Annotated in this window: 18 protein-coding genes, 1 pseudogene and 1 riboswitch; of the genes and pseudogenes, 11 read left to right on the top strand and 8 right to left on the bottom strand. The window is 66.8% G+C overall.

The genetic code is table 11. From position 1 onward, the window contains the following. Positions 1 to 95: 95 nt before the first annotated feature. The 4 genes and pseudogenes from LFT44_RS03090 to LFT44_RS03105 all read left to right on the top strand — a co-directional run bounded on the left by LFT44_RS03090 (position 96) and on the right by LFT44_RS03105 (position 3,836). A complete protein-coding gene (locus LFT44_RS03090) occupies positions 96 to 1,064 on the top strand; it encodes an IS481 family transposase (protein WP_236801033.1) in 969 nt (322 codons plus the stop codon). Positions 1,065 to 1,290: 226 nt separating this feature from the next. Then, a pseudogene (locus LFT44_RS03095) lies at positions 1,291 to 2,292 on the top strand (zinc-dependent alcohol dehydrogenase); the annotation flags it as partial. A gap of 42 nt (positions 2,293 to 2,334) precedes the next feature. Continuing rightward, positions 2,335 to 2,730, top strand: coding sequence for a 6-pyruvoyl trahydropterin synthase family protein (locus LFT44_RS03100; protein WP_236802780.1), 396 nt, complete (start codon positions 2,335 to 2,337; stop codon positions 2,728 to 2,730). Between the two features lie 2 nt (positions 2,731 to 2,732). Then, positions 2,733 to 3,836, top strand: coding sequence for a glycosyltransferase family 4 protein (locus tag LFT44_RS03105; RefSeq protein ID WP_236801034.1), 1,104 nt, complete (start codon positions 2,733 to 2,735; stop codon positions 3,834 to 3,836). 45 nt (positions 3,837 to 3,881) lie between these two features. Here the strand turns inward: LFT44_RS03105 and LFT44_RS03110 are convergent, their stop codons facing one another. Beyond that, positions 3,882 to 4,391 carry a nucleoside deaminase gene (locus LFT44_RS03110; protein ID WP_236801035.1) on the bottom strand — a complete coding sequence of 170 codons (510 nt, stop codon included), beginning with the start codon at positions 4,389 to 4,391 and terminating at the stop codon, positions 3,882 to 3,884. A 56-nt stretch (positions 4,392 to 4,447) separates the two neighbouring features. Here LFT44_RS03110 and LFT44_RS03115 point away from each other — a divergent pair, with 56 nt between their 5' ends. The 3 genes from LFT44_RS03115 to LFT44_RS03125 are packed head-to-tail and all read left to right on the top strand — an operon-like array spanning position 4,448 to position 6,381. Beyond that, on the top strand, positions 4,448 to 5,272 hold the full coding sequence (locus tag LFT44_RS03115) for a phosphatase PAP2 family protein (RefSeq protein ID WP_236802781.1): 825 nt from the start codon (positions 4,448 to 4,450) through the stop codon (positions 5,270 to 5,272). Positions 5,273 to 5,284: 12 nt separating this feature from the next. Beyond that, positions 5,285 to 5,920 (top strand): uracil phosphoribosyltransferase, encoded by a 636-nt coding sequence (gene upp / locus LFT44_RS03120; protein WP_142030188.1) that lies wholly within the window; start codon positions 5,285 to 5,287, stop codon positions 5,918 to 5,920. Positions 5,921 to 5,964: 44 nt separating this feature from the next. Further along, a complete protein-coding gene (locus LFT44_RS03125) occupies positions 5,965 to 6,381 on the top strand; it encodes a glyoxalase superfamily protein (protein ID WP_236801036.1) in 417 nt (138 codons plus the stop codon). A 177-nt stretch (positions 6,382 to 6,558) separates the two neighbouring features. On the opposite strand, the gene LFT44_RS03130 is transcribed toward LFT44_RS03125, so the two are convergent. The 6 genes from LFT44_RS03130 to LFT44_RS03155 form a co-directional block, all read right to left on the bottom strand. Continuing rightward, positions 6,559 to 7,287, bottom strand: a complete 729-nt coding sequence (locus LFT44_RS03130; RefSeq protein ID WP_236801039.1) for a hypothetical protein — start codon at positions 7,285 to 7,287, stop codon at positions 6,559 to 6,561. Positions 7,288 to 7,292: 5 nt separating this feature from the next. Continuing rightward, a riboswitch (cyclic di-AMP (ydaO/yuaA leader) is annotated at positions 7,293 to 7,453 on the bottom strand. Positions 7,454 to 7,623: 170 nt separating this feature from the next. Further along, positions 7,624 to 9,714 carry an ArnT family glycosyltransferase gene (locus tag LFT44_RS03135; RefSeq protein ID WP_236801041.1) on the bottom strand — a complete coding sequence of 697 codons (2,091 nt, stop codon included), beginning with the start codon at positions 9,712 to 9,714 and terminating at the stop codon, positions 7,624 to 7,626. Between the two features lie 24 nt (positions 9,715 to 9,738). After that, positions 9,739 to 11,943 carry an ArnT family glycosyltransferase gene (locus LFT44_RS03140; protein ID WP_236801042.1) on the bottom strand — a complete coding sequence of 735 codons (2,205 nt, stop codon included), beginning with the start codon at positions 11,941 to 11,943 and terminating at the stop codon, positions 9,739 to 9,741. Further along, positions 11,940 to 13,397 (bottom strand): bifunctional glycosyltransferase family 2/GtrA family protein, encoded by a 1,458-nt coding sequence (locus LFT44_RS03145; protein ID WP_236801043.1) that lies wholly within the window; start codon positions 13,395 to 13,397, stop codon positions 11,940 to 11,942. Before LFT44_RS03145 ends, LFT44_RS03140 begins: the two co-directional genes overlap by 4 nt. A 120-nt stretch (positions 13,398 to 13,517) precedes the next feature. After that, the gene (locus LFT44_RS03150) at positions 13,518 to 14,996 is read right to left on the bottom strand and encodes a sensor histidine kinase (RefSeq protein ID WP_236801044.1); all 1,479 of its coding nucleotides are present in this window, start codon (positions 14,994 to 14,996) and stop codon (positions 13,518 to 13,520) included. Positions 14,997 to 15,008: 12 nt separating this feature from the next. Next, a complete protein-coding gene (locus tag LFT44_RS03155) occupies positions 15,009 to 15,749 on the bottom strand; it encodes a response regulator transcription factor (RefSeq protein WP_236801045.1) in 741 nt (246 codons plus the stop codon). A 232-nt stretch (positions 15,750 to 15,981) separates the two neighbouring features. On the opposite strand from LFT44_RS03155, the gene LFT44_RS03160 reads away from it, so the two are divergent. The 3 genes from LFT44_RS03160 to LFT44_RS03170 all read left to right on the top strand — a co-directional run bounded on the left by LFT44_RS03160 (position 15,982) and on the right by LFT44_RS03170 (position 19,183). Then, positions 15,982 to 16,917: a hypothetical protein gene (locus tag LFT44_RS03160; RefSeq protein WP_236801046.1), complete on the top strand. Its 936-nt coding sequence runs from the start codon at positions 15,982 to 15,984 to the stop codon at positions 16,915 to 16,917. Between the two features lie 572 nt (positions 16,918 to 17,489). Beyond that, positions 17,490 to 18,356, top strand: coding sequence for a winged helix-turn-helix domain-containing protein (locus LFT44_RS03165; RefSeq protein WP_236801047.1), 867 nt, complete (start codon positions 17,490 to 17,492; stop codon positions 18,354 to 18,356). A gap of 299 nt (positions 18,357 to 18,655) precedes the next feature. Continuing rightward, positions 18,656 to 19,183 (top strand): SixA phosphatase family protein, encoded by a 528-nt coding sequence (locus LFT44_RS03170; RefSeq protein ID WP_236801049.1) that lies wholly within the window; start codon positions 18,656 to 18,658, stop codon positions 19,181 to 19,183. 41 nt (positions 19,184 to 19,224) lie between these two features. Here LFT44_RS03170 and LFT44_RS03175 read toward each other — a convergent pair whose 3' ends face one another. Continuing rightward, entirely contained in the window at positions 19,225 to 20,136 is a 912-nt protein-coding gene (locus LFT44_RS03175; protein ID WP_236801051.1) for a LysR family transcriptional regulator, read from the bottom strand. Between the two features lie 72 nt (positions 20,137 to 20,208). On the opposite strand from LFT44_RS03175, the gene LFT44_RS03180 reads away from it, so the two are divergent. Next, a complete protein-coding gene (locus LFT44_RS03180) occupies positions 20,209 to 21,210 on the top strand; it encodes an EamA family transporter (RefSeq protein ID WP_236801052.1) in 1,002 nt (333 codons plus the stop codon). Positions 21,211 to 21,638 lie beyond the last annotated feature (428 nt).

A 21,638-nucleotide genomic window follows, 5' to 3' on the forward strand; every position in this document is an offset into this window, starting at 1 on the left:
GAGGTTAGGAACATGCGGCGTGGTTAGGTGACAAAAAGAAGACCTCCAAGTGGAGTGGGGCTTGTCTAAGAGTCCGATCCACAAGGAGGTCTTCAATGTCCCATGCTAACGCGCTTCTGACGCCGAAGGGACGGCTCCGGCTGGCCCGGTGCATCGTCGATGACGGGTGGCCGCTGCGCCGTGCTGCTGAGCGGTTCCAGGTGTCGGTGACGACCGCAGCGCGGTGGGCGGCCCGTTACCGGGAGCACGGGGAGCACGGGACGGGTGATCGTTCCAGCCGGCCCATCAACTCCCCGCGTCGGACCTCCACGCGGCGGGAGCGGCGGATCGTCGCGATCAGAGTCAACCGGCGCTGGGGCCCGGCACGGATCGGCTATCTGCTGGGCATTCACCCCTCCACGGTGCACCGGGTGCTGTCCCGGTTTGGGCTGGCGAGGCTGGCGTGGATGGACCGGGCCACGGGCCGGGTGATTCGCCGGTACGAGCACCACAGCCCCGGGGACCTGGTCCACGTCGACATCAAGAAACTTGGACGGATCCCTGACGGCGGCGGACACCGCAGTGTCGGCAGGGCCGCCGGAAACCGGAACAAGACCGGTACCGCGGCGAACCGGAGACCGGGTCACGCCTTCTTGCACAACGCCGTCGATGATCACTCCAGGCTCGCCTACACGGAGATCCTGACCGATGAGAAAAAGGACACTGCGGCCGGATTCTGGGAACGCGCCAATGCCTACTTCGAGTCCCACGGGATCACTGTCAAACGGGTCCTGACCGATAACGGATCCTGCTACCGCTCCTACGCATTCAAAGACGCTCTGGGCCCGGACATCAAGCACAAACGCACCCGCCCCTACAGGCCTCAGACAAACGGCAAAGTCGAGCGCTACAACCGCACCATGCTCGACGAATGGGCCTACGCCCGTCCCTACGCCTCCGAGGCCGAGCGTGTTGCCGCTTTCGCCGACTGGCTCCATCATTACAATCATCATCGAGGCCACACCTCACTCAACGGTAAGACACCGGCCAGCCGCGTCATCAACCTCTCAGGTCAATACACCTAGCTGCGGCCTCTCCCTAGCTGTCTGCCTGGTGCCGGGGAAAATCACCGTTGGCTTGCCCGCGGATTGGTCACCCTGAAATGAAACTGCGTCACTAAGCCCCGCCACGAAGCCATGCCTTTCACCGCCCGGGATGCTGTCCGACGTGTCCCGGCAAGCCGCAACGAAACCCGACATCCGCCGTCGGACTTTCCCCCTCGCCACGGGTCCGGATAGATTCATCAGCAAGATGACGAATTCAGAAACTCCCATCCACGCAACCGCATACTGGACCACTGCCAAAGAGCACGGCGAACTCAGGGCGGAAGAAGTGGCCGCCCCCGGACCGGGTGAAGCACTGGTCCGTGCCCTTTACTCGGGCATCAGCAAGGGCACGGAAATGGTGGTTCACGCAGGGGCCGTTCCGCCGCGGGTCGCAGAGGAAATGCGCGCCCCGCACCAGGAGGGCGAGTTCCCCGGCCCGGTGAAGTTCGGCTACCTCTCCGTCGGAGTCGTGGAGGAGGGGCCCGAGGGGTGGAAGGGCCAGCGCGTCTTCTGCCTGAACCCGCACCAGGACCGCTACGTGGTTCCCGTGGAATCCCTAACCCGGATCCCTGACGAGGTCCCCTCGCGCAGGGCGGTCCTCACCGGCACAGTCGAAACAGCTGTCAATGCCCTGTGGGAAGCCGGGCCGCGCCTGGGGGACCGGGTCGCGGTCGTCGGCGCCGGCCTGGTGGGCGGCATGGTGGCTACGCTGCTGCGCACCTTCCCACTGCAGCGCCTGCAGCTCGTGGACCTTGATCCGGGCAGGAGGCAGCTCGCGGACACGCTGGGTGTGGACTTCGCGCAGCCGGATGACGCCCTGGCCGACTGCGACATCGTTTTCCACTGCTCGGCCTCCCAGGAGGGCCTGGAACGCAGCCTCCAGCTCGCCGGCGATGAAGGCGACGTCATCGAAATGTCCTGGTACGCCAACCGGGAGGTCACCGTACCGCTGGGGGAGGATTTCCACGCGAGGCGCCTATCTATCCGTGCCAGCCAGGTGGGCATGGTGGCACGTGCCCGCCGTCACCGCCGCACCAACGCGGACCGGCTTGACCTCGCCGTATCGCTGCTCAAGGATCCCGTCTTCGACGCGTTCCTGACCGGATCATGCCGCTTCGAGGACCTGCCAGACGCGGTTCAGAACCTGGCGGATGGCACCCTGCAAGCCCTGTGCCACGTCGTCGAGTACCCCGGAAGCAGCTCCGCCCCCAGTCCAGCCACTGACAACAACGGAAACTTGAGGTACCCCATGTTCAGCCTGACCGTCCGCCGCCACTTCATGATCGCCCACAGCCTTCCCCGTGAAGTGTTCGGCCCCGCACAGGGCCTGCACGGGGCAACCTTCGTTGCGGAGGTGACCTTCCGCCGTCGCGCGCTTAACGCCGACGCGATCGTCCTGGACATCGGTGCCGCCGGCACCATCATCGAGGACGTGCTGGCCGGGCTGAACTACCAAAACCTGGACGAGCACCCGGACTTCGAAGGCAAGCTCACCACCACGGAGGCGCTCGCCGAATACATCACCCAGCAGGTTGCCGCCCAAATCAAGGACAGCGACGACGGCCGGGAACTGGCGGCAATTGACGTCACCCTGCGCGAGAATCCGGACGCCTGGGCCTCTTATTCCCTGGACCTCACCGCGTAGCCGTGCGCCCCATCCGGCTGCTGGTCCCCGGCAACATACGCCACAGCTCAGGCGGAAACGTCTACAACGCACATCTGGTTGCCGGCCTGCAAGCGCTCGGTGCCGAGGTGGACGTCATCAGCGTCGATGGCAGCTGGCCGGATGCCGGCGCCAAGGAACGACGCCGTCTGGGCACCCTGCTCGGGGCGTGGGAATCTGACAAGGCTCCGGGGAATGCCGTGGTCATCGTAGACGGGCTGGTGGCCGTTGGTGCCCCGGACGAACTGGAATTCGCGGCAAAGGCGGGGCGGGAAACATGGGTCCTGGTACATATGCCCGTTCCGGAAAGTTCGGGATCCGCAGCGCTCGAACGCGAAGTCAGGGCCCTGCGTGCAGCAACCGGAGTGGTCTGCAGCAGCGCTTCTGCGGCGTCCGTGCTTACCACCCGGGGACTCCGCCAGGCCCAAGTGGTCCTGCCCGGAGTGGACCCCGCACCCCAGGCTGACGGTTCCACGCCTCCGCACCTGGCGGTCGTCGCAGCCCTGCTGCCCAACAAAGACCAGGTGCTGACAGTCGAGGCGCTGGCCCGGCTCAAGGACCTCGAATGGACTGCGTCGTTCGTGGGGTCCGACCAGGCCGACCCGGACTACGCGCGGGAGGTCCAGGCTGCCATCACTGCCAACGGGCTGCAGGAACGGGTGCGGCTGGAGGGTGAGCTCACGGGTAGGGACCTCGAAGCCGAATGGGCGCGCACCGACCTGACCCTGCTCGTTTCCCGGATCGAAGCGTTCGGAATGGCGGTCACCGAGTCCCTTGCGCACGGAATCCCGGTACTTGTCCGCGAGGGGACGGGGGCAGTGGAAGCGCTTGGCATCGCCGGGATAAGAGCGGACGACGGCGGGCCGCGCCTTCCGGGGGCAGCGCTGCCACTTCCGGCCGGGGCAAGTGAGAGTCCGGGTCGCTTGGCGGAGGTCCTGCGTCGCTGGCTGACGGACGAACAAACCCGGGAAGGCTGGCGGGCAGCAGCGCTGAAAGCGCGGACCAGGCTGCCGGACTGGAGCAGTACCGCCCAGGGGATGCTGGCCCTGCTGTCGGGCGCGGCGCGGCGGGAACCGCTTGGAGACTGAAAGTCCGGGCCAGGACTGAAGCGGGCCCCGACTGAACCAACGGGGTTAGAGGCTGTTGCTCCGGTGCCCGGCGAAAAACGCCCGCAGCAGCTGTGCGGACTCTTCCTCGCGGACCCCGGGGTACACCTCGACCCAATGGTTGAGGCGGCGTTCGCGGAGGATATCGAACACCGACCCGGCGGCCCCGGCCTTCTCGTCCCACGCTCCGAACACCACCCGGGGAATCCGCGCCAGCACGATGGCGCCGGCACACATGGCGCACGGTTCCAAGGTGACCACCAGGGTGCAGTCGGACAGCCGCCAGCCGTCGTCGTTGCCGCCGTGGAGCCGTGCCCGTTCCTGTAGCCGTCCGGCCGCCTCCCTGATGGCCACCACTTCGGCATGGGCTGTGGGGTCGCCCAGCGCCTCCCGTTGGTTTCGGCCGGAACCCAGCACATCGCCGTCGGGCCCAATCACCACGGCGCCGATGGGCACGTCCTCCGTGGTGAGGGCCCGCCGGGCCTCAGTCAAGGCAAGGCCCATCCAGGCGTTGTGTTTCTTTTCGGGCAACGGCATGGCTCAATGATAGTTTCGAGAGATACTAAGCTTGCGTACTTTTCCTGGGAGGCATGATGAGCAGAGTCCACGAGCGGATGGACAGATGGTTCAAGCCCTACGCCGCCCTCTGGCTGACCCTGATCATCGGTGGGACGGTGGTTGTCATCATGGCTCTTGCCGGCGCCGAGGTTTATGACGACGTGGTGGGCAAGGACGGGCTCGCGAACCTCGATGTTCCGGCCCTCCAGTACGCTGAGTCGCTGCGAAACCCGGGCCTTGATGCTTTTGCCACCGGCTTCACCAACATCGGCGGCGGCATCGGTATGCCCATCCTCGCCAGCATCCTTACCGCGTGGCTGACGTTCCTGAGCCGGACCTGGCGCCCACTCCTCCTGGTGGGCGGTGCGGCAACCGTCTCCATCCTCGCCACCACGTTCGGCAAGAAACTTGTGGGCAGGACCCGGCCGGACCACGCCGATGCAGTCCCGCCTTACGAGGATTCGCCGTCGTTCCCCAGCGGCCATACCCTCAACACCACCGTGGTCATCAGTGTCCTCCTGTACGTTCTTTGCCTGCAGTTCCACCAACTCTGGGTCAGGGTCACGGCAATCACGGCCGGCGTGATTTTCATCATTGCCATGGGGCTGAGCAGGGTATTCCTGGGCCACCACTGGTTGACCGACGTCATGGCCGGCTGGACGCTGGGGCTGGCCTGGGTGGCCATCGTGATCCTGGCGCATCGGTTGTTCCACCTGTTGAGGCGCAAGCAGCATGCGGGTCCGGCCCCCACGTTCGATCGTCCCGTGGTGCGGGACGTCGTCCTCGAATCCGTGCACGACGGCGGCGATGCCGGCAAGCAGGGCGCGTCCGGCAGCCGAGGCAAGGACACCGCCGGATGATAGTTTTGGGGGATGCGCACTCTCGTTGTTGACCACCCCCTGGTCGCCCACAAGCTCACCGTCCTGCGGGACAAGAACACGCCGTCGCCGGTATTCCGCCAGCTGACGGAAGAGCTGGTGACCCTGCTGGCTTACGAAGCCACGCGGGAGGTCCGCACGGAGCCCGTCACCATCCAGACGCCAGTCAGCACCACCATCGGCACGGCATTCACCAAGCCCACACCGCTGGTGGTTCCCATTCTGCGTGCCGGCCTGGGAATGCTGGAGGGCATGACCAAGCTGGTCCCCACGGCCGAGGTGGGCTTCCTGGGTATGGCCCGGGACGAGGAAACGCTGGACATCATCACCTATGCCGAGCGCCTTCCGGAGGACCTGACGGGCCGCCAGGTCTTCGTGCTGGACCCCATGCTGGCCACCGGCGGCACCCTGCGTGAGGCCATCAAGTTCCTGTTCAAGCGGGGCGCTTCCGACGTCACCTGCATCTGCCTGCTGGCTGCCCCTGAAGGCCTGGCACGGCTGGAAGAGGAACTCTCGGGCGCGAACGTGCACATCGTCCTGGCCTCCATCGACGAGAAGCTCAACGAGAAGTCCTACATCGTTCCCGGCCTGGGCGACGCCGGCGACCGGCTCTACGGCATCGCAGGGTAGTTTTTACCCTTTTTCAATCGGTGTGCCGCCGCTAGCCTGTGCGGATGGACTGGAAACTCGAACTTGTCTTTGTCCCTGTATCCGACGTTGACCGCGCCAAGGACTTCTATGTCAACAAGGTGGGCTTCAACGCGGACTACGACGAGCGGCCGTCGGACCACGTGCGCTTCGTACAGCTGACGCCGCTCGGCTCTGCCTGCTCCATCTGCATGGGCGAGGGGCTTTTGGACGCCCCTCCCGGCACGGGAACCACCCTCCAGATGGTGGTCGACGACATCCAAAAGGCGCATGACCACCTGAAGAACAATGGTGTGGACGTCAGTGACATCGAAGTGCTGCCTTGGGGCCACTTCGTTTACTTCGCCGACCCGGACGGCAATAAGTGGGCCGTCCAGTACATCCCTTGGCGGAATGCCGGGCAGGATGCAGCTCAGGCCGGCAGTACGCCCAGCAACGCTTAAAACAGACCGCGGGCCGCATCGTGATGATGCGGCCCGCGGTCTGTCGCTGGAATCCCCGGCGTTACCCCGTGGCCAAGGCGTACGACGGCGGGTGGCGGGACACGCCGTCGGCTGTCCTTGGAGCCGGGAGGTTCAGCTGAAGGTTTCCCTTTGCGGCGCTATGCCAGGGAGAGGTGCCTAGTACCAGTTGTGCGCCAGGTGGAAGTTCAGCGCACCGCACGGAGACTGGTAGCTCTTCTTGATGTAATCCAGGCCCCAGTTGATCTGCGTGCGGTAGTTGGTCAGGTAGTCAGCGCCGGCGCTGGCCATCTTCTCTGCAGGCAGGGACTGGACGATGCCGTAGGCGCCGCTGCTGGGATTCGTGGCCGTGGTGGTCCAGTCGGACTCCTTGGTCCACAGCGTCTGCAGGCACTGCATCTGGTCAGGTCCCCAGCCAAAGGTTGCCAGCTGGCCGGCAGCATACGCCTGGGCGCCGGCGGGATCATTCACCGCGACGACGGGTGCCGGCGCAGGTGCAGGAGCGGGTGCCGGAGCCGGGGCGGGTGCCGGGGCTTCCGCTGCGGGGGCCGCCGGTGCAGGCGCGGGGGCTGGTTCCGCTGCCTGGGGGGCTACGCTGATTGCCGCCGGAACGGACGCTGCCGGGTTGGAGCGGATTTCGCTCTTCTCGATGCTCATTTGGGCATCGGCCGCTGCCGTGGAAGAGTTTGATTCGGTGGATGACACCGGGGTCATGCTGCTGGTTGCCTGGCCTGCCGCGCCTACCCCCACGAGCACCGCGCAGGATGCCGCAAGGATCCCGGCACGCACGCCCAGGCTGGTCTTCTTTGCTGGTTTCTTGGCCGGTCCCTGCTGTGCCAGATGTTTACCCTTGGCATGCAGGCATGCTTCTGCCGTGTTTTTGGACATGATTGATCGCCTCTCACACCTGCGGAGTTAGCTGTCGGGTTCGGATGAGGGCATCCGGCCGCACGGAAAGATCACGTGCGTGCTTAACCCCAAGGGCGTTCATCGCCCGGGACGGTGGGTCCCCCGCCTCTGCCGTTGCTCAATCGGAATCCGGGGAAGCGGCAGAGCTTGGCGTCAACCCGGGATATGCGGCCCGAACGGGAGCCGCACCCAATCGACGGTACAGGAAAAGCGAAGCAAAGTCACATTTAGGTAACGGAAGTCACGGCCTTCAGCGCGCCGGTTTGCTTCTGGCCTGCGGTTCAATCGTTACGTTCAGGACACCAGACCGTGTTGTTACCGTGCCAGGAGGTAGATAGTGGCGCCGCCGATGCTCTGCGCACTGAAGTTCTGCGAAACCCACTCGGCGATCCGGCCGGCGGCATCCGAACCGGAGCTGGACGGCATGGCCCCGCCGGCAATGAAGTAGTGGATTTTTCCCTGCGCGACGAGGTCTTGGAACTGCGCCAGGGTGGGGGAGGGGTCGGTGCCGTTGAAGCCGCCCACGGCCATCACCGGCAGTTCCGTGGCGAGCTGGTACCCGGCGGCATTGTTGGAGCCCACTACCGCTGCTGCCCAGGTGTAATTGGTTGCACCGTCTTTGAGCGCGGCCACAAGATCCGCTGATGGAGTAGGTGCGCCGAGGAGGCCACCGAGTCCGCCGCCGGGCCTGCCCCCGAAGTTAGCGCCGCCAGGGTTTGTTCCGGCCGGGGCGGCCTGCTGCTGGGAACCCTGCTGCTGGAAGCCCTGCCCCGTGGGACCCTGGCCCGTGACGCCCTGTCCGGTACCGCGGCCCGAAGGGCTCCGGCCGGTCGAACTGAAGCCTCCCGGTCCGCGGCCGCCGGCGCCTAAGCCCGAGGCTGGCCCCGCACTGACGATCGCCCCGCTGTGTGCCGTAGCCGCGGTGGTGACGGAGTAGTCCAGCGGACCGGCGAGCGACGCAGCGATGGCGAGGGCCGCCGTCGTCCGCTGCATGGAAGCCAAGCGCAGGAACTTGCCCAGCCCAATGCCTGCTGCGGCTGCCAAACTTCCGCCGAGCACCAGCCAGCGCAGCCAAGGGCCGTAGGCGGACGTGGTTCCCAGCAGGTAGAAGGCCGTAAGCGATGCCACGGCCACTGCTGAAGCGAGGAAGATGCGGGCAGCCGCTTGCCTGCGGCGCTGCCACAGGAGAACGCTGCCCAGGCCTGCCATTCCGGCGATTCCCGGTGCCAGTGCCACCGCGTAGTAGGGGTGGATGATGCCGGCCATGAAGCTGAACACCAGGCCCGCTACCAGGATCCACGAGCCCCAGATGATGACGGAAGCGCGGACAACATCTGTTCGCGGAGCCCGCCGCCCCACCCACAGCAGCCCCGCCGCAAGGATGAGTGCGGACGGCAGCAGCCATGCGATCTGGCCGCCGAACTCGCTGTTGAACATCCGGAACAGGCCCGGAACGCCCCAGCCGTTGCCGCCGCCCACACTGCCCGTTTCGTCGCCCGTGAGCCTGCCCAGGCCGTTGTAGCCCAACGTCAGCTCCAGGATGGAGTTGTTCTGCGACCCGCCAATGTAGGGCCGCATGTTCGCCGGCGTCAGCTCGACGGCCAGCAGCCACCAGCCGGCAGAAACCACCATCGCTGCTCCCGCGGCTGCCAGACGGATCAACCGCCGCCGCGTGCCGCCCGGAGCTGCCACCATGTATGCGATGGCGAACCCGGGAACCACCAGCAGGACCTGAAGCTGCTTGGCGAGAAACCCAAAGCCCAGGAATACCCCGGCCAGCAGGAGCCACCGAGGCCGGTCCTCCTGGACCGCGCGGAGGAACCCGTACGCGGCTGCTGTCATTAGCAGCACCAGCAGGGCGTCCGGGTTGTTGAACCGGAACATCAGGGTGGCAACCGGGGTGAGGGCAAGGACCGCCGCTGCCAGCAGCCCTGCCCGGTGCGCAAGCCCGACATCACCGGTGGCCGGCGTTGCGGCCCGCCGCACGGCCAGATAGACCAGCCACGCCGAGCCGACCCCCATCAGAGCCTGGGGAACCAGGATGCTCCACGAGCTCAGGCCAAAGATCCGGACCGACAGCCCCATGATCCACAGGGAGGCCGGCGGCTTGTCCACGGTGATGGCATTCGCGGCATCGGAGGAGCCGAAGAACCAGGCTGCCCAGTCCTGCGATCCGGCCTGGGCTGCGGCGGAATAGAACGCGTTGGCCCAGCCCGACGCACCGAGGTTCCACAGGTACAGCACGGCCGTGCCAGCCAGTACAGCTGCCAGTTCCAGCCTCCGGTGGAAGGCCGCACGGTCTCCGCGGAAGGCCGCATGGTCCCGCGTGCCCGGCCGGCCCCGGAGGGTGAATCGCTCCCGCCCCAGTGGATTCCTCCGGGGGCGGGCTGCGGTGGTTACAGGCATGCTTTGCTGGCTGGCCATCGTGTCCTACTTGGTGAGCTGGTAGACGGTTGAGTTGCCTACGGTCTGGGCCTGGAAGTTGGCCTGGACCCAGGCGGCCACTTCGGAGTTGCCGCCGCGGCCGCCCATGCCGCCACCGCCCATGCCTCCGCTTTGGATGAAGTAGCCGATCTGGCCCTTGGCCACCATGTCCTGGAACTCGGCCAGGGTGGGGTAGGGATCACCGCCGTTCCAGCCTCCGAGGGCAATGACGTTGGTGTCCGTGGCCAGTTCCAGGCTGGCTGCCTGGGTGGCGCCGGAAACGATCGCAGACCACTTTGTGCTGGTGGCCTTCAACAGGGCAGTCACCGCGGCATCGGCGGTTCCTTCGCCGGGACCGCCGGCGCCGCCTGCACCACCGGGGCCACCTGCACCGCCCGGGCCGCCGTCAGGTGCGCCGGTACCGGCTCCGGGGGTGCCGCCGAGGCCGTTCATTGGGTCAAGGCCGTCGGTTCCGGTGGCCGAGTCCGTGGCGGAGTTCCTGCCGTCGGTCCGGTCGCCGCGGAAGCCCGCGGCCCGGTTGCCGAAAGCGCCCGCTGAGCCTGCGGGTCCCGACGTCGGAATGGAGCCTGAGTGTGCGGAGGCAGCGGTGGCCAGGGTCCAGGCACCGGCACCAAGCCCGCCGGCCAAGAGGGATACGACGACGACGGCGGCCGCCCCCGCACGCCGGAACCGTCCGGAGGTGCGCACGGCGTCAAGGCGGAGCAGGATTGCCGCGGCGGCAAGGACACCGAGGATGATGACCGCCACGCGCAGCCAAGGGAGCCAGGATGCGTCCCGGCCCAGGAGGACAGAGGACCAAATCGAGGTGCCCAGGACGGCCACCGCAAGGACAATGCGGGCAGGCCAGTAGGTTCGGCCGCGCCAGAGTTCCACCGCTCCGATGCCCACCAGTGCCGCGATGGCCGGCGCCAGTGCTACCGAGTAATAGGGGTGGACGATGCCGCTCATGAAGCTGAAGACGCCTCCGGTGACCAAGAGCCAGCCGCCCCACAGAATCAGGGCGGCCCGGCTTGGGGAAGTGCGGGCTTCACGCCGGGTGAACCACAGGCCCGCCACCAGCAGGATCAGGGCAGCGGGCAAAAGCCATGAGACTTCACCGCCAAAGCTCGTCCCGAACATCCGTAACAGGCCGGCAGCCCCGCCGAATCCAGCGTTGCCGCCGCCGAAGCTGCCTCCGGGCCCGCCTGCAGCACCCCCGGCGGCGCCGCCGGGCATGCCTTCGCCCGAACCGGTGATTCTGGCCAGGCCGTTGTAGCCGAAGGTCAGTTCCAGGAAGCTGTTGGTGGTGGATCCGGCCATGTACGGGCGCTCCGAAGCGGGAGTCAGCTGGAAGAGGGCAACGTAGCTGCCTGCCACGACAACGATTCCGCCCAATGCGCCCAGCAGATGGGCAATGCGGCGCCCGACCGAGGCGGGGGCCGCCCACAGGTAGGCCAGTCCGAGTGCCGGGACGATCAGGAAACCCTGGAGCATCTTGGTGAGGAATGCCAGCCCGATCACGGCACCGGCCGCCGCCAACCACTTCCAGCCGGCCCGTTCAATGGCGCGGGTGGTGAAATATGCGGCGAGCACCAGGCACAGCGTGAGCATGGCATCCGGGTTGTTGAACTTGAACATAAGTGCCGCCACCGGCGTCAGGGCCAGCGCACCGCCGGCCAACAGGCCTGCCGCCGGTCCCGATACCCGTTTGACGGCCAGATAGAGGAACCCGACGGCGGCCACGCCCATGAGTGCCTCCGGCACCAGCATGCTCAGCGGCGAAAAGCCGAAGATTCGGCCCGCGAGTGCGGGGATCCAGAGCGCCGCGGGCGGCTTGTCGACGGTGATGGCATTGCCGGCATCGAGCGAGCCGAAGAGGAAGGCGGTCCAGTCCTTGGTGCCCGCCTGGATGGCCGCGGCGTAGAAGGAGTTGCCGTAGTCGGTTGCTGCCACGTTCCACAGGTACAGGACCGCGGTGGCCACCAGGAGCCCCGCCGCTGAGGGCCGCACCCAGCGTGCCTGGTTGCCGAAGGCGTAGCCGGCCCAGCGCGGCATTGGGTTGCGGGCTACGGTTCCGGCAGTTCCAGCGGGTCCTTCCGTGGGGCGTGCAGTGGTGCCGGCGGATGGGTGCTGGTGGTCCGGGTGCAGGGGACCTGTGAGTTGCGCGCTCCCGGTGGAGTCGGCGCCTGCCGGGGAGATGGTGGAGGTCATGAAGCTGCCGTTTCTGTTGAAGTGGTGGCCGTAGCGTTTTCGTCTGTGGCGTCTGTGGCGTCGGTACGGGGTTCGGAACTTGCGTCGTTGGCGCCGGGAGCTGCCGTCGTCCGTGGTGCCTTGTCCCGGAAGACCCATAGCCGGAACAGCAGGAATCGGACTGCGGTGGCCGCAAGGTTCGCCGCCACTACGGTGAGGACTTCCGCCCACCGGTCCGATGTCGTCGTCCTGTGCACCAGGGCGAGTGCTCCGGAGGTGAGCAGCAGGCCGATGCCGAAAACAATCAGCCCCTCGAAGTGGTGCCGGACCGGGTTGCCGCCCTGGATGCCGAACGTGAAGCGCCTGTTGGCTCCGGTGTTGGCCACCGCGGTGATCAGCAGCGCCAGGAAGTTTGCCAGCTGCGGGTCCACGAAGCCGCGGCAGAACAGGAAGATCAGCAGGTAGGCCAGGGTTGAGGCGGCCCCGATGGCGGCGAACCGGACCAGCTGGCCGAAGAGGCTGCTGCCCGGGGTCTGCTCGTCCGCCCGTGATGACGCCGGCAGCGGACCCCGCGCCAGGGCAGCGCGCAGTTCCGGTACGGGGATGCGGCCGTAGACCAGGTCGCGGGTGAGCCGGGCCATGCCCCGGACGTCCGCCAGCGCCGTCCGGACCACGTCCACACTTGAGTCCGGGTCGTCGGTCCAGTCCACGGGAACTTCATGGACCCGCAGGCCGCAGCGCTCGGCAAGGACAAGGAGCTCCGTGTCGAAGAACCAGGAAGTGTCCACCGTGTAGGGAAGGATCTGCTGGGCGACATCGGCGCGGATGGCTTTGAAGCCGCACTGGGCGTCGCTGAACCGCGCACCCATGAAGGAGTGGAGCATCAGGTTGTAGCTGCGCGAGATGAATTCGCGCTTGGGGCCGCGGACCACGCGGGAATTGCGGGTGAGGCGTGTGCCGATGGCCAGGTCCGAGTGGCCCGAGATCAGGGGCGCCAGCAGCGGGGGCAGGGCTGCAAGGTCGGTGGACAGGTCCACGTCCATGTAGGCCAGGACCGGCGACGGCGACGCCAGCCACACCTTGCGCAGGGCATTCCCCCGGCCCTTCTCGTCGAGGTGGACCACCGCGACCTCGGGGAACTCCCGGGCCAGCCGTTCGGCGATCTTCAGTGTCCCATCCGTGCTGGCGTTGTCCGCCACCGTGATCCGGAAGCTGTGCGGGAAGGTGTCTTGCAGGTGTCCGTGGAGCCTTCGGAGGCATTCCTCAAGATCGCGTTCCTCGTTGAAGACGGGGATGGTGACATCGAGGACGGGAACCGCGGTGCGGGTGTCCACGGGGGCGCGGCGCACGGCACGCCCCCGGGAAGGAAGGCCAGCAGAAGGAAGGCCAGCAGAAGGGAAGCCAGCGGAAGGGAGGCCCGGCGGCGCCACCGCGGCGTCCTGCAGGGTTCCTGAAGTGGAGTCGGTGAGCGTCATGAATCAAGAGTGGCGCCGCCGGATTTGTGGGTTTTAGGCGCAACCTGTGATGTGCCTGTGTAAGTGCTGCCGCCCCGGTTTTCTGGTCAACGCGCGGTGACCGGCCATTGCCCGGGCAGGTTAGGGCGCGGCCGGCCCCGCGGCGGGGAGGCGCACGGCGAACTCGGTCCTGCCGGGCCGGGAAGCCAGCTCCACCGTGCCGCCATGGGCGGCCACGATGGATTCGACAATGGACAGGCCCAGCCCTGATGACCCTTCCGAGCCGGAGCGGGCGGTGTCGGCCCGGGTGAAGCGGGAAAAGATGTTGCCTTGGAATTCGGCCGGGATGCCGGGGCCGTCATCGGTGACCGTGACCACCACGCTTCCGTCCGCGGAACGCATCACTCCCGTGGTCACGGTGGTGCCCGCAGGTGTGTGCTTCCGGGCGTTGGAGAGCAGATTGGCCAGCACCTGGTGCAGCTGGGTGGTGTCTCCGCGCACGGTGACGGGTTCGTCGGGCAGCTTCAGCTGCCAGGTGTGGTCCGGGGCCATGACCTTTTCGTCGCTGACTGTTTCGATGACCAGCTGGGTCAGGTCCACGTCCGTGGTTTCGGTTGCCTTGCCCTCGTCCAGGCGGGCCAGCAGCAGCAGGTCCTCCACCAGGGCGGTCATGCGCTCGGACTGGCTCTGGACGCGGCCCAGCGACTTCTGCCCGTCCTCGGTGAGGTGTTCGGTCATGCGCATCAGCTCCGTGTATCCCCGGATAGCGGTCAGTGGAGTTCGAAGTTCATGGGAGGCGTCGGCAACAAACTGGCGCACCTTCATCTCGCTGCGTTGCCTGGCCTCCAGCGCGCTGGAGACATTGTCCAGCATCAGGTTCAGGGCGTGGCCCACGCTGCCCACCTCCGTGGTGGGGTGTGCTGCGGAGGGTGGCACGCGCACTGCGAGCGCCACCTCCCCGGCATCCAGGGGGAGCTTGGACACCTTGGTTGCGACGTCGGAGAGCTGTTCCAGCGGCCGCATGGTCCTGCGGATCAGGGCCGTGCCGGCAAGCCCGATAAGGACAAGGCCGCCCAGCGAGACCAGCACCATGGTCAGCACCAGGGACGCCTCGGTGCTTTGCTTCATCGACAGCGGCAGCCCCGTGATCACCACATCGCCGTAAGGGGTTTCTGTGGCCAGCACCCTGTAGTCGCCCTTGGACAGCTCGCGGTCCACCGGCAGGCCATCGTGGGGGAGTGCCTGCAGGGTGGCAACATCAGACGGCGTCAGGGAAGTCCGGGTGAAATCGGTGGAAAGGAAGCCTGCCTCCCTGCTGATCTGCCCGTTCACCACCCGGGCATTCAGCGTTCCCACACTTTGTCCGCGTGCGTCGAGCGGATCCGGGCGGCCGGAGGGGTTGCCTTCGGGCGGTCGGCCACGGGACGCCAGCTTCAGCTGCGCATCCAGTTGGTTGGTGAGGACCACGTCCATCGAGGCATAGCTGGCCACGCCGATCGCGCTGGAGATTGCCACCAGGAGCGCCATTGACAGCAGGATCAGCCGGGTGCGCAGGTGCCAGGTGGCCGGGTTGAACAAGGATCGGCCGGCAGGCCGGGGGACGCCGGAAAGCGATGACATGCTTTTCCTTGGCTAGTCTGCGGGCTTGATGACGTAGCCCGCCCCGCGCACGGTGTGGATCATCGGCGGATGGTTGGCTTCAATCTTTTTGCGAAGGTAGGAAATGTACAGTTCAACGATGTTCGCCTGGCCGCCGAAGTCGTAGTCCCACACATGGTCCAGGATCTGGGCCTTGCTGACCACGCGCTTGGGGTTCTCCATCAGGTAGCGGAGCAGCTCGAACTGTGTTGCCGTCAGTTGTATGTCCTCACCGGCGCGGGTGACTTCCCGGGTGTCCACATTGAGGACAAGGTCGCCTACCACCAGTTCGGCGGTGTCCATGGCGGCCACCCCGGAGCGTTGTACCAGGCGGTGCAGGCGCAGCAGCACTTCCTCCATGCTGAAGGGCTTGGTGACGTAGTCGTCCCCACCGGCGGCCAGTCCCACGATGCGGTCCTGGACGGCGTCCTTCGCCGTCAGGAAGAGCGCAGGCACCTCCGGTGCAAAGGCGCGGATCCTGCCCAGCAGCTCCACGCCGTCGAACCCGGGGAGCATGACATCAAGCACCAGGACGTCGGGATGGAAGTCCTTTGCGAGCTTGACGGCGGTAGGCCCGTCCCCGGCCACGGCTACCGACCAGCCGGCCATGCGCAGCCCCATGCTCATGAGTTCAGCCAGGCTGGGCTCATCATCCACCACCAGGGCGCGGATGGGGGAGCCATCGGGGTGGGTGAGCTGCGGGAGGTTGTTGGTCATGGGGTGCGGGGATGCCATGGGACAACCTTCCGATCTGACGGTTTGCCGATGCTTTGCCGTTGCTGTGTTCCAGCTGTGAGTTCCAGACTAGCCAGCCGGGGCCCCCAGCACATGCTGCCCAGGCCTGCCCGTCCTACCAGGTCACAGGCAGGCTTGGTCTGTGGCACAGCCTCCACACAGCAAACCGGCAGAACCTGATCCAACAACAGGACAAAAGCATCACCACCAAACTCGATTTCTGGAGAAAGCCATGGATCAGCAGGACAACCGAGCCGTCCCCGGGGCATCAGCACAGAAGGGGCAGCCGGCACCCGTGTGGGCCGGCGCCCCGGCCGACCGCGCCAACGATGCTCAGGACCACACCACGTACGAGCCGATCTCGCCGCAGCCTGCACAAGGTTGGGGTGCGCCCGTTCCCGGTTCGCCTTCCGCCGGATGGGGCACGACGCCGGCGGTGGGCCAGGAGCCCGGCTCCGGCACAGGACGGGGCGCGCCACAGCAGTACGGGCCAAACGCTTCGCCGCGGAACGGGAAAGGAAGCTGGACAGCGAAGAAGGGGTTGCTGGTGGGCGGGGTGGCGGTGGTGGTTGCCGCAGCAGCCGGTGCCGGCGCCTACGCCGCCGGAAACGGAACCGCTGGTGCTTCAGTAAACAACGGTCCGGGCGCCGGCGCCAACGGCCAGTTCGGTTCCGGAGGGCAAGGCGGCATGACCGGGCAAGGCGGCATGGCAGGCCCGGGTAGCCAAACCGGCACGGACGGAGGCATGACCGGGCGCGACATGGACGGCGGCATGGGCCTGGACGGCGGACCCGGTGGACTGGGAATGGGCGGAGCAGGCCTCAATACAGCCGTCCACTCTGAATACGTGGTCCTGCAGGACTCCAGTTATGTGACCATGGCGGGCCAGGCCGGCACCGTCACGGAGATCTCGGGAAACTCCTTGACCGTAAAGAGCGAGGACGGCTTCTCCCGGACCTACGCTGTGGGCACCGATGTCCAGGTGACCCAGGGTATGCGCCAGCGTGGGGGCTCCACCGGCAGTACGCTCAACTTCTCCAACGTGACCGCCGGCGCAACTGTCCGCGTCACGGCCCTGAAAAACCCGGACACCTACACGGCGCAGACCATCCAAGTTGCAGCGGCGGGCACTGCAGCAACTTCCGGCCCGGGAACCAGCAGCAACTAAGGCCCGGACAACGGGCAGCGGCCAAGATGCGCTCATCCTGCCTCCGGCTGGAGGAACTTCAGCAGAAAAATCCACCGGAGGCAGGACGTCGGCTGGACACGAGCTGACCCCGTCGGCTGATTCCACGTCAAACGGTTGAATTTCGAACCTATTCGGCAGGCCGGCTCTTAGGCGAATTAAATTCCGTGGCGCCGTCGATAAGGGCTAATTGTCCGGATAAGAGTCGAAATATAAGCCCCCTGCCGAACTAGTGACATCCACCACAATTCCGCGATTTGTCTCACGATGCGGACTCTTCAGTCCATTGTTACTTGCAAGTTGGCATTGTTACGCTGCACACTTCCAATGTGAACAAGAACTCAACAGCACCTGCAGCCGCAGAATATTGGCCCAGCACATCCGCTGCTGCCGACATGCGCTGTTGTCGAATGCACGCCTGACCTTCCCACCCACCGAAGTTCTTAGGCATTCGCCCCCAAGCCCAGCGTCGGGCGCCCTCCCCGCTCAGTGCAAACGGGGAAGTCAGCATTCGAGCCGCGAAGGCGGCCATTTCACATTGAGGTAAGCATTCCATGTCAGTTGCATCCGGATACGTCCACATCTCTGTCCGTAACGCCGCCAAGGCCGGCCAGCCCTCCGGCCTCCGTCCCGGTTTCGGCCCGCGACAGGCGCTCGCTCCCTCCACCTCCGGAAGCAGCTTCCCCGGCCAGGGTTTCGCCCCGCAGGGATACAACCCCAACTCCTACGGCCAGCTCCGAGCCGTACATCCGGCTGAGTCCGCTCCCGTTACGGCACCTACCCCGGTAGTGGCCGGACCAAACGCCGTGCGTCCGGTAGCCAATGAGAACGTGGCCCGCGGATTCGTCCTTTACATGGGCATCGATGAGGAAACCGCAGCCGCGGCCGGCACCTCCATCGCCAAGCTCGCCCAGGAAATCCGTGCCTACGCCCAGTCGCTCGTCTCCGGCGCCGAAAGCTACGCCGCTGTAGCGGTGGCCCCGGCCGGCACCCCCGGTTCCGCACTCGACGTCGTCCGCTCCACCTTCGGCGACCCCACCGTCAACTCCCGCCAGCGCACCGAGGCCCCCCGTCCTGCCCAGCAGCAGGAACCGCGCCCGTCCGGCGTCCTCATCGACCTCGCCCGCCGCGAAGTCCACCTCGACGGCGAATCCCTGAACCTCACCTTCAAGGAGTTCGAGCTCCTCAACTACCTCGTCGAAAACGGCACCCGCACTGTGGGCCGCGACGAACTCCTCGAAGGACTGTGGCGCAACGCCGAAGAAGTGCCAAACGAGCGCACCATCGACGTCCACATCCGCCGCCTCCGCTCCAAGCTGGGCCGCCTCGCCAACACCGTCCGCACCGTCCGCGGCCAGGGGTACCGGTTCTACGAGCACCCGGAAGTTGTTGTCTGGGCCGCTCCGGAGTACTCGATCTAGCCCCTCTTTACGCGAAAAGCGGCTTTCTGCGGTGCCTTAGACACCTCCTTCGTTCCTCAGTCGGCGATGCGGCACTACGCAGAAAGCCGCCTTTGCGCGTTCGGCCCTCTCCACGCACTGTGCCTCCGCGGCTGCTGAGGCCTCGCGTCACTGTGGGCAGGGTTCCCGTTCTCGCCGGGGGCGATGCCCTGTTGTCTCGGGCCCTGGCTCTTTGCCTGCTCTTGAAACGTGCTTTGCGTGGTGCTGTCTCCGCTGCGCTGCCTGTCCGTGCCTGTTCTTGCTGGGGCTAGGCTTGGGCCATGAGTTCGCACCATGTCCGACGCCTTGTGATCATGCGCCACGCCAAGGCCGACTGGCCCGGCGGGGTGGCCGACCATGAGCGGCCCCTCGAGGAACGTGGGCACCGGGAAGCTCCGCTGGCCGGCCGGTGGCTGCTCAAGCACAATATCGTCCCGGACTTCATCCTGTGCTCCAGTGCCCTGCGGACGCGGCAAACCTGTACGTGGGTCTGCTCGGAACTCGGCGACAAGGCCCCTACGCCCAAGCTTGAAGACGGGCTGTATGCGGCGTCGGCCCTCCGGATGCTGACTGTGGTCAACCATGTGCCGGATACCGTAACCACGCTGATGCTCATCGCGCACCTGCCCGGCGTCCAGGACCTGGCGATGCACCTCGCCTCACGCGACTCCGACCACGACGCCTACATGGACGCCGCCACCCGCTTTCCCACCAATGCCCTGACGGTCCTGGAAACGGAAAAGCCATGGGCGGAACTGGACGGGCAGGACGCCCGGATCACCCGCTTTACGGTTCCCCGCGCCCACTAGGTTCTGGCCCACTAGGTTCTGCCCCAACCAGCTCGGGCTCGCTAGGCACTGGGCACGTTGGCGGCAATCCCGCGGAGGAGCCCGGCGACGTGCCTAATTCCCGGGCTGGCCGTCATGGTCCTGCGGTGGACCAGTCCCACCTGGCGGGCCTGGACCGGGTTGACCACGGGAACAGCCGCAACGCCGGGAGGCAGCGCGGGCCGCCCCAGCCGCGGGACGAGGGCAACCGCTACCCCCTGTTCCACCAACGCAACGTGCGTCGCGAAATCGGGGTCGTAGACCCGAACGTCCGGTACCCGGCCCAGGTCCGCGAAAATCCGGAGCAAGGCCTCGTTGCAGATCGCCCCGCCCGGCGTGCTGATCCACCGCTCGTCAACCAGGTCGGCCGGCTCAACCTCCGCCCGCTGCGCCAGCGGGTGGCTGCGGTGCACCAGGAGGTCGGCGACGTCCTCGCACAGCCATTCCAGCGCCAGGTGTTCCGGGATCACCAGCGGCACGGAGTTCCAGTTGTGCACCAGGCCCAGGTCCGCTTCGCCGTTCGCAACCCGGGCCACGGCCTCACGCGGATCCTCCGCCAGGACGGCAACGCTCAACGCCGCGCCGGACTGCTCCAGCTGCGCCAGCAAGGGGCCCACCAGTCCGCGGCAGGCGGTGGAGAATGACACGATCTTCAGGCTGCCGCTGGGCTTTGCCGGGTCCGCCAACAGCGTGGACTGCAGCTCTTCCAGTTCGGCCAGGATGCGGCGGCCGTACGCCGCCAACGCGAGTCCGCGCTCCGTGAGCAGGACCCCGCGGCCGCGGCGCTCCAGGACCGCGAAGCCCGCCTCCTTCTCCAGCTTTTTCACCTGCTGGGACACGGCCGAGGGGCTGAACCCCATGGCTTCGGCGGCGGCGATGACGGAACCATGCTGCTCGATTCCTGCCAGCGCCCGCAGTGATCCGATGTCAATCATGAAGCAAAAGTACATGATCAAGTGCATAAATGAGCGCTGGTGCTTCATCTGCTGCTCTGCGACAGTGGAAGCGTGAACCTGCGCGACTCCCTCCTTGCCGTCCTTGTGGCCCTGCTGTGGGGCCTTAATTTCGTTGCTATCGACGTCGGGCTGCATGCGGGCGGACAGGAGTTCCCGCCCCTGCTGTTCGTGGCCATGCGCTTCGTCCTGGTGGTCTTCCCGTGGATCCTTTTCGTCAGGAAGCCGGATGTCAGCTGGAAGGCCATCATCGGCGTCGGACTCTTCATGAGCGCCGGCCAGTTTGGCCTTCTCTACCTGGCCATGGCGCTGGGGATGCCCGCAGGGCTTGCGTCCCTGGTCCTGCAGGCACAGGTGCTGCTGACCGTCCTCCTCGCTGCCGCCTTCCTGGGCGAACGTCCCAGCCGGCGGCAATTGGCCGGAGTGGTGCTCGGCGTCGCCGGGCTGGGGCTCGTGGCGGTGGGGCGCAGCGCCGTGGCCCCGCTGCTGCCGCTGGTCATCGTCCTGGCTGCGGCCTTGTCATGGGCAGCCGGAAATGTCATCGCCCGCAGGGCGAAGGCAGCCTCCGGCCTGGGGCTGGTGGTCTGGTCCGGCGCCGTGGTTCCGCTCCCACTCGGCGCGCTGTCCGTACTGCTGGACGGCCCGGACGCCGTCTGGCGGTCACTGGCCACCCTCCAGGCACCGACCATCCTCAGCGCGCTCTATACCGCGGTTTTTGCCTCGCTGGTGGGCTACGGGATCTGGAACCGGCTCCTTGCCAGCCACCCGTCGTCGGCCGTTGTCCCCTTCACCCTGCTGGTCCCGGTGGTGGGAATGAGCGCTGCCTGGCTGGTCCTCGCGGAGGTGCCATCGCCAACGGAACTGGCGGGCGGTCTGCTCCTGTTGGGTGGCGTGGCGACGGCGGTACTGACCAGTGGAGGGCGCCGGCGTCAGCGGCGTGAGGCGGAGCCGCTGCCGGACCGGGGTGCCGGCCTTGCCGCAGGAGATGCCGACGACGGCGGGCGCTTGGCTGCCGCCGGACCTCCGGCCGGGGGCCGGGAAGCGGAGGGCCGCTGAGGCGGGGATGCCTGGGCGCCGGCCCGCGGAGCAGCGTCTCGCGGGACGGCCTGCGGACGCGGACGCTGCGCCGCTGACCTGCCTTGGCCCTGCGCGGTTCCCCTGGCGGCGGAACGGGCTGCAGGGGAAGTCTGGCGTCCTGCGGGCGAAGGCCGGCGCGCCGCCGTACGCCGTTTGCCCGGCCACAGCGCACCCAGGAAGAGGATTCCGAAGGTGGCCACAAGGGCGCCGGCAGCGCCGATGAAGTAGTTATCGGGGTCCTGGGTGGGCAGCGGGGTGCCCAGGAAGGACGACTGGCCGTCGAATGCCAACTCCCAGGTGCTGAGGAACGCCAGGGAAAAGCCTAGGGCTAGGGCGGTTGCCGCACCGGCGGCCAGCAGGGCAAAGCGCCGCCGCCGGACCAGGATTTCGGCCAGCGCGGCAAGGTA

It is taken from the genome of Arthrobacter sp. FW306-05-C (assembly GCF_021801725.1).
Classification (GTDB): domain Bacteria; phylum Actinomycetota; class Actinomycetes; order Actinomycetales; family Micrococcaceae; genus Arthrobacter.

What these genes read in the sequence shown, in the direction of transcription:
- LFT44_RS03165 (WP_236801047.1), top strand. Translation starts at nt 17,490, where the DNA reads ATGTCAGTTGCATCCGGATACGTCCACATCTCTGTCCGTAACGCCGCC.
- upp (WP_142030188.1), top strand. Translation starts at nt 5,285, where the DNA reads ATGCGCACTCTCGTTGTTGACCACCCCCTGGTCGCCCACAAGCTCACC.
- LFT44_RS03140 (WP_236801042.1), bottom strand. Translation starts at nt 11,943, where the DNA reads ATGACCTCCACCATCTCCCCGGCAGGCGCCGACTCCACCGGGAGCGCG.
- LFT44_RS03160 (WP_236801046.1), top strand. Translation starts at nt 15,982, where the DNA reads ATGGATCAGCAGGACAACCGAGCCGTCCCCGGGGCATCAGCACAGAAG.
- LFT44_RS03100 (WP_236802780.1), top strand. Translation starts at nt 2,335, where the DNA reads ATGTTCAGCCTGACCGTCCGCCGCCACTTCATGATCGCCCACAGCCTT.
- LFT44_RS03115 (WP_236802781.1), top strand. Translation starts at nt 4,448, where the DNA reads ATGAGCAGAGTCCACGAGCGGATGGACAGATGGTTCAAGCCCTACGCC.
- LFT44_RS03155 (WP_236801045.1), bottom strand. Translation starts at nt 15,749, where the DNA reads ATGGCATCCCCGCACCCCATGACCAACAACCTCCCGCAGCTCACCCAC.
- LFT44_RS03170 (WP_236801049.1), top strand. Translation starts at nt 18,656, where the DNA reads ATGAGTTCGCACCATGTCCGACGCCTTGTGATCATGCGCCACGCCAAG.
- LFT44_RS03125 (WP_236801036.1), top strand. Translation starts at nt 5,965, where the DNA reads ATGGACTGGAAACTCGAACTTGTCTTTGTCCCTGTATCCGACGTTGAC.
- LFT44_RS03090 (WP_236801033.1), top strand. Translation starts at nt 96, where the DNA reads ATGTCCCATGCTAACGCGCTTCTGACGCCGAAGGGACGGCTCCGGCTG.
- LFT44_RS03135 (WP_236801041.1), bottom strand. Translation starts at nt 9,714, where the DNA reads ATGCCTGTAACCACCGCAGCCCGCCCCCGGAGGAATCCACTGGGGCGG.
- LFT44_RS03150 (WP_236801044.1), bottom strand. Translation starts at nt 14,996, where the DNA reads ATGTCATCGCTTTCCGGCGTCCCCCGGCCTGCCGGCCGATCCTTGTTC.
- LFT44_RS03145 (WP_236801043.1), bottom strand. Translation starts at nt 13,397, where the DNA reads ATGACGCTCACCGACTCCACTTCAGGAACCCTGCAGGACGCCGCGGTG.
- LFT44_RS03130 (WP_236801039.1), bottom strand. Translation starts at nt 7,287, where the DNA reads ATGTCCAAAAACACGGCAGAAGCATGCCTGCATGCCAAGGGTAAACAT.
- LFT44_RS03175 (WP_236801051.1), bottom strand. Translation starts at nt 20,136, where the DNA reads ATGATTGACATCGGATCACTGCGGGCGCTGGCAGGAATCGAGCAGCAT.
- LFT44_RS03110 (WP_236801035.1), bottom strand. Translation starts at nt 4,391, where the DNA reads ATGCCGTTGCCCGAAAAGAAACACAACGCCTGGATGGGCCTTGCCTTG.